Origin of the sequence: Micromonospora sp. NPDC023966 (genome assembly GCF_040639095.1) — a bacterium.
Lineage (GTDB): Bacteria > Actinomycetota > Actinomycetes > Mycobacteriales > Micromonosporaceae > Micromonospora.
Genome location: NZ_JBEZZJ010000074.1, coordinates 1 through 6208 on the forward strand (window position 1 = coordinate 1; position 6208 = coordinate 6208).

Annotated in this window: 4 protein-coding genes and 2 tRNA genes; 4 read left to right on the forward strand and 2 right to left on the reverse strand. The window is 70.7% G+C overall.

Translation table 11 applies throughout. From position 1 onward, the window contains the following. Positions 1–124: 124 nt before the first annotated feature. Positions 125–1429, reverse strand: a complete 1305-nt coding sequence (locus AB0F68_RS35015; protein ID WP_357346151.1) for an Ig-like domain-containing protein — start codon at positions 1427–1429, stop codon at positions 125–127. Between the two features lie 213 nt (positions 1430–1642). Beyond that, positions 1643–2908, reverse strand: coding sequence for an Ig-like domain-containing protein (locus tag AB0F68_RS35020; protein ID WP_357346153.1), 1266 nt, complete (start codon positions 2906–2908; stop codon positions 1643–1645). A 187-nt stretch (positions 2909–3095) separates the two neighbouring features. Here AB0F68_RS35020 and AB0F68_RS35025 point away from each other — a divergent pair. The 4 genes from AB0F68_RS35025 to AB0F68_RS35040 all read left to right on the forward strand — a co-directional run bounded on the left by AB0F68_RS35025 (position 3096) and on the right by AB0F68_RS35040 (position 5162). Beyond that, positions 3096–3168, forward strand: a tRNA-Lys gene (locus AB0F68_RS35025). A 92-nt stretch (positions 3169–3260) separates the two neighbouring features. Continuing rightward, positions 3261–4235: an NADPH:quinone reductase gene (locus AB0F68_RS35030; protein ID WP_357346155.1), complete on the forward strand. Its 975-nt coding sequence runs from the start codon at positions 3261–3263 to the stop codon at positions 4233–4235. Between the two features lie 83 nt (positions 4236–4318). Then, positions 4319–4394 (forward strand) — tRNA-Lys (locus tag AB0F68_RS35035). A 219-nt stretch (positions 4395–4613) separates the two neighbouring features. Next, the gene (locus AB0F68_RS35040) at positions 4614–5162 is read left to right on the forward strand and encodes a hypothetical protein (protein WP_357346158.1); all 549 of its coding nucleotides are present in this window, start codon (positions 4614–4616) and stop codon (positions 5160–5162) included. Positions 5163–6208: the final 1046 nt, after the last annotated feature.

The following is a 6208-nucleotide window of genomic DNA, read 5'->3' on the forward strand; positions in this document are numbered from 1 at the left end:
TAATTTACCAATTTCCCCCCCCGGGCGCACCACCCCCCCACCTGGGTGGGGGGGTTGTTTTTTTTCACTCCCAGTACGCCGGCCGCGGCCCCCTCCACGTGGAGGGGGCCGCTCGACGTTCAACTCAGGCAGTCGGCTCGACGCTCGGCTCGTCCGCGCTCGGGCTGGTGTCGTCGCCCGGCTCGGCCGGCGGCTCGTAGGGCAGGGCGCTGCCCTTGACGTACTGGTCCCAGCTCATGTTCCAGTCGGTCCAGCCGTTGCCGTTCTGGAGCTTGCGCTCGGTGCCCTTGACCGTGATCGGGTCGCCCATGCGCGTGTTGGCGAAGAGCCAGTTGCCGTCCTTCATCGAGACGTTCACGCAGCCGTGCGACACGTTCGTCCTGCCCTGCACGCCCTCCGACCACGGTGCGGCGTGGATGAACTCGCCGCCCCAGGTGAGCCGCTGCGCGTAGTCGATCTCGGTGCGGTAGCCCTCATCCGGGCCCAGCTCCTCCATGGTGTCGAAGACCGTGTGGCGGAGCTTCTCGATGACCACCATGGTGCCGCTGGACGACGGGGTGCTCTTCTTGCCGAGGCTCACCAGGATCGTCTTGATCACCTTGCCGTCCTTGGTGACCGTCATCCGCTTGGTGCGGTTCTCCACGGTCATCACGAACGACGGGCCGATCTTGATGTCGACGGTGAGGTCGGAGCGGCCGTACCAGTCGTCGCCGAGCGGCAGCCCACCCGCCTGCACCTTGTAGCTCACCGTGCTGTTGGCCTTCCAGAACACCTTCGGCCGGTAGTGCACCTCGGTCGGGCTGATCCAGTGCCAGATGCCCTCCTGGGCCGGCTTCGCGGTGACCGTCATCCGGCTCTGGAGGTCGTCGCGGTAGTCCTCCGGGATGGCCCGGCCGAACTTGACGATCAGCGGCATGGCCACCCCGACGACCTGGTTGTCGCCGAGGAAGCTGGTGACCCGGACCTGCTTGCCGGGCTTCGCCATGGTGGTGAAGGTGCTGGTCGCGGTGGCCGGCTTGCCGTCGTCGCCGGTCGCGGTCACCGTGGCCGTGTACGTCTCGCCGTAGGCCAGCGCGCCGTCCGGGAGCCAGCTCTTTCCGTCCTTCGCGAGCTGGCCCTCGACGGCCTTGCCGGCGGAGTCCTTCAACTCGACGGTGGTCTCCTCCGCCTCCTTCGTGGTGAAGGTGACGGCGGTGGAGGCCGGCACGTCCTTGGCGTCGGCCGCGGGCTCGGTGATGGTGGCCGCCGCCTTCGGGCCGCTCTCCCCGCCCCCCTGCCAGCTCGACGGCTTGTCGCCGTCGCCGCCGCCGCCGCTGGTGCAGCCGGTCAGGGCCATGGCGGCGGCGAGCACCGCGGCCGCGAACACGCGGCGTCGCCCGCCGCGCCGGGCGGTCCCGCCCCGGATCAGCTCGTCCTGGCTAGCTCGCATGTTTCCCTCACAGTCGTGGTCCCGGGTCCCATCGTCCCTGTAGACGCACCAGAACAGTTACCCGTTGCCTAACGTGAACCGAAACACCCCGGCCAGATGTAACGATTCTGATATCGTGCGGCGCTTTGCCTGGCGGAGAGATCTCCCGCTCCGCCCGGCGGTACGCGGACGAACGGCCACCGAGGGTGCCGCGTCCGCCCACGTTACGCCTGCTCAGAAGGGCGATCCCTGGCCACCCTCGGGCACCGGCAGGGCGCTACCCTCGACGAACTGCCGCCAGCTCATGCTCCAGGCCGTCCAGCCGTTGCCCGGCTCCAGCCGCCGCTCGGTGCCCTTCACCGTGATCGGGTCGCCGACCAGCGTCTTGCCGAACAGCCACCGGCCGTTCGCCATCGACACGTTGACACAGCCGTGCGACACGTTCTGCCGGCCCTGCACCCCCTCGGACCAGGGCGCCGCGTGGATGTACTCGCCGCCCCAGGTCAGCCGCTGGGCAAAGTCGATCTCGGTGACGTACTGGTCGCGGGGATCCGGCTCGTCGCGGGTGTCGAAGACCGTGGACTCCTTCTTCTCCATCACCACCATGGTGCCGCTGGAGGAGGGGGTGCTCTTCTTGCCCAGGCTCACCGGCAGGGTACGGACCACCGCGCCGTTCTCGTACACCGTCATCTGCTTGGTGGCGTTGTCGACCTTCATCTCGAAGGCGCGGCCGATCTTGGCGGTGGCGCTCCGGTCGACGTTGCCGTAGCGGCCGTTGCTGAGCGGGATCCCGGCCAGCGCCAGCCGGACGGTGATCGTGGTGCCCGGCTTCCAGTACTCCGGCGCCCGGTAGTAGGCCTGCGTGCCGTTGTAGAGCCAGTGCCAGGCGCCCGGCTGCGGCGGGTCGGTCTGCACGAACATCCGCTTCTGCACCGCGGCGCGGTCCTTCTTCGGGATGCCCGGCGAAAACTCGGCGACCACCGGCATGGCCACGCCGTAGGTCTTGCCGCTGAACATGTAGAGCCCCGAGCCGATCATCGACTTCGGCTTGGCCATCGTGGTGAAGCTGCTGGTGCCCTGCCGCGTCTGGCCGTCCGTGCCGGTGCCGGTGACCGTGGCGGTGTACCGGGTCCCGTACTTCAGCGGGGCCGACGGCACCCAGGACGAGCCGTCCCGGCGCAGCCGTCCCGCGACGGTGGCGCCGTTGGCGGCGGTGAGGACGACCTTCGACACCTTGCCGCCCCCCGGGACCCTGGCGCTGATCTCGGTGCTGACCGGGCGCCGGTCCGACCCGTCGGCCGGGCTCACGGTCAGCGCCGGCAGGGCGGGCTGGCTCGGCTCGCCCGTGGTGCCCGGCGCCGTGGTCGCGGCCACGTCGCCCTGCTGCGCGCCGGACACGAACGCCGGCTTCTTCTGGTCGTCGCCGCACCCCGTCAGTGCCAGCGACGCCGTGAGGACCAGGGCGCCCACCACCGCCCCGGCCCGCGCGAAACTCGCCATCCCCACCTCTGTTCTCGCGTGCCTGGCGGACATCGTGCCGCATGAGTGCCCGTGCGCTACGCCCCGTGGCCGGTCAGCTGCGAGTTTTGTGGGCTTTCGCCGGTTAAGCTCGACCGAAGGGGGGAGCCCGGTATCGGGTTGGAACCCGGCTCAGCGGGCGTGCTAAGGTTTCTCCCGTTGTCAGCGAGCGCCGCTAGCTCAACTGGCAGAGCAGCGGACTCTTAATCCGCGGGTTCGGGGTTCGAGTCCCTGGCGGCGCACAACAAGCGAAGTTCAGGCCCGGTGCGACGCACCGGGCCTGAACTTTTCGCCCGCCCCCGGCGCCCGCCCGGCCGGCGAACAGAATCAGGGCATGCGAGCCGCCTACATCGAACGCCCGGGCCCGGCCGCCGAGATCCGGTACGGCGAACTGCCGGCGCCGCGCCCCGGCCCGACCGACGTGCTCGTCGACGTGCTCGCCACCACGGTCAACCCCGTCGACACCTTCGTCCGCTCCGGGGCGTACCCCACGGCGCTGCCGCTGCCGTTCGTGGTCGGTCGCGACCTGGTCGGCCGGGTCGCCGAGGCGGGCCCCGGCGCCCCCGGCCTCCGCGCCGGCGACCTCGTCTGGTGCAACAGCCTCGGGTACGACGGCCGGCAGGGCGCCGCCGCGGAGCAGGCCGTGGTGCCGGCGGACCGGCTCTACCGGCTGCCGGACGGGGTCGACCCGGCGACCGCGGTCACCGTGCTGCACCCGACCGCCACGGCGTACCTGGCGCTGTTCGTGCACGGCCGGCTCCGGCCCGGGGAGACCGTGGTGGTCGAGGGCGCCGCCGGCAACGTCGGCGCGGCGCTCGTCACCCTCGCCGCGGCGGCGGGCGCCCGGGTGGTGGCCACCGCGTCGGCGGCCGACGCCGGCTACTGCCGCCGGCTCGGCGCCGCCGAGGTGCTCGACTACCGGGACCCGGGCCTGCCGAGCCGGCTGCGGTCGGCGTGCCCCGACGGCACCGACGTGTACCTGGACACCTCGGGCCGCAACGACCTGGAGTCGGTCGTCGACCTGTTGGCACTGCGTGGACGGATCGTGCTGCTGGCCGGTGCCCGCTCCCGGCCGGTGCTGCCGGCCGGTCCGCTCTACATGAACGACCGCAGCGTGATCGGTTTCGTCATCTCGCACGCCACCGTCACCGAGCTGGCCGAGGCGGCGGGCGCGGTGAACCGCCTGCTCGCCGCCGGTCGGGTGCCTCCCCGCGAGGTCGTGTCGATGCCGTTGTCGGCCGTCGGCGAGGCGCACCGGATGCTGGAGGAAGGGGAGCTGCGCGGCCGGCGGGTGGTGATCCGGCCGTAGCCGCCGCACCTCTCGGTCGAACAGCGGCCGCCCCTCGAAGGGCCCGGTCGGCGGCGTGTTAACGTGCTTCCCGTTGCCGACGAGCGCCGCTAGCTCAACTGGCAGAGCAGCGGACTCTTAATCCGCGGGTTCGGGGTTCGAGTCCCTGGCGGCGCACCAGCAGCAAGGCCCTGACCTCGGACTTCATCCTGGGTCGGGGCCTTCTTTGTGTCTGGGGTGGGCGGCTGGGTGATCTGCGTCTGGGGCAGCCGACGGCCGGCTGCGGGTCATCAGCAACAGCATCGTCAACCCGTGGAAGGGCGAGGGTGCCGGTAAGGACTACTTCATCGGAGCAACCTTCCGGTCGGATGGCACGCTGCAATACTTCGGGGTCTACAAATGATGTCCTTCCAGGTCGAGTTCACCCGTGATGTCCTGCGCTCGCTGATCGGGCAGAGCTTGCGGGAGGTCTCCTACCTCTACTCGGGCGGGAGCACTCCTCCCGACGACGCCGGCCGCCTGCACGAGGTGCCCTACGGGCTACGCCTCGTGACCTCACGGTCGGTGCCGACAACGCTGACCTGGCTGATGGAGGACGAGTGCGAGGCGCTCGTGGCGGTCGAGGGCTCGGGTGAGGACGTCGGCATCACCGACCTGATCGAGGCGCACGACGTGTCCGCGTCGACGGGCTGGCGGCCGCTTCTGGGACCGGTCATCACGAAGGCCGGGATGTCCTGGCACCGGGCCGTGCCCGAGTGCCCGCCGACTCCCTGGGCCTGCCGGCTGGAGTTCGGCAGCTCGGGTGCCTTCGTCGCGGTTCTGGCGGAAACCCGTGGCGAGACGCTGCAATACCAGCCGGACAATGTGGCTGTGCTCTTCGAGCGACGTGATGCCGAGGCGTTGCACTGGTCCGGATCTGATCATTCAGCATGGGGAGGCGACATCTAGCCTCGGTCTGTCGCTAGCTGTTGATCAAGGCCGTTTCGCCCGGTTGTTCGGGGTTCGAGTCCCTGGCGGCGCACGGTTCGGTCAGGCCCGGTCCTCCTCGGACCGGCCTGACGCTTTCCGGCCCTCATTTGCACAGCCGGCCCACCCGACTTCGGCTCGCGATCCGGAAGGCAGGGGTGTCCGGACCTCCCGGAAGCCCCACTCCGCCGAACTGTCCTGATCCGGAGATGCAGGCGCCCTACCGGCCCTGCTGCTGCGACACGGGTGTGCACGTTTCACCCGCCCGCAAGTGACACGCGGACCGGCCGACCCCATGTCGGGGCACCGGGCGGGCCGCAAGATCGACTCCAGCTCGGCGAGGTGGGGCTTTCAACGGGTGCCGGATACCGCCACTTCGGCGATCTGGAGTTGATCAGGCTGGCCGACCGGCGCGCGGCACCCCATGGCGTGCCCACCCCACACGACCAGTGCGGTGCGCTCGTCCGGGTCGCCCCCGCCGCGGCGGGGTTGGCTCCGGTCACCGTGTTCCGTGACCGGCGATCGTGCGGCCGGCGGGTGTGTGGGGCGTATGTCCGTTTCCCACCCGTGCTTCGGTGGTGGGTGGAACGCCATGTGTGTCTCCGGGGCCCGGTGACCTCCATGCTGTTCCACCGACGGCGCGCTGTCGCGGTGGGTGGGGCTACCCGAGGGTGAAGTGGTGGGTGCTGCGGGGCGGGCCTGGGCGGGGTGTCGGGTTCGTGGGGGTGGTCGGCGGCACTCTGGCGGCGGAATGGCGGCCGGGTGCGGGTCGTTGTATCCGGGTGAACGGCCGAGGAAGACGCCCCGCCTGGCGGGGTGGCGGCCCGCCCCGCGAGGTGGGTGTGCCGAGCCCGGAATGATGGTGGGCGGCCGGTCGTTGTACATGGTCCCGGCGCGACGAAGAGTCTCCCCGGCCCCGCGTGCCGATGATCCCCCCCCCCCGTTACCTTTTTGATCGTCCCCAGCCGGGGACTCTCGGTCGCCCGGCCCGGTATGACTTACCGCCCCTGTCGTATGCATGATCCGGG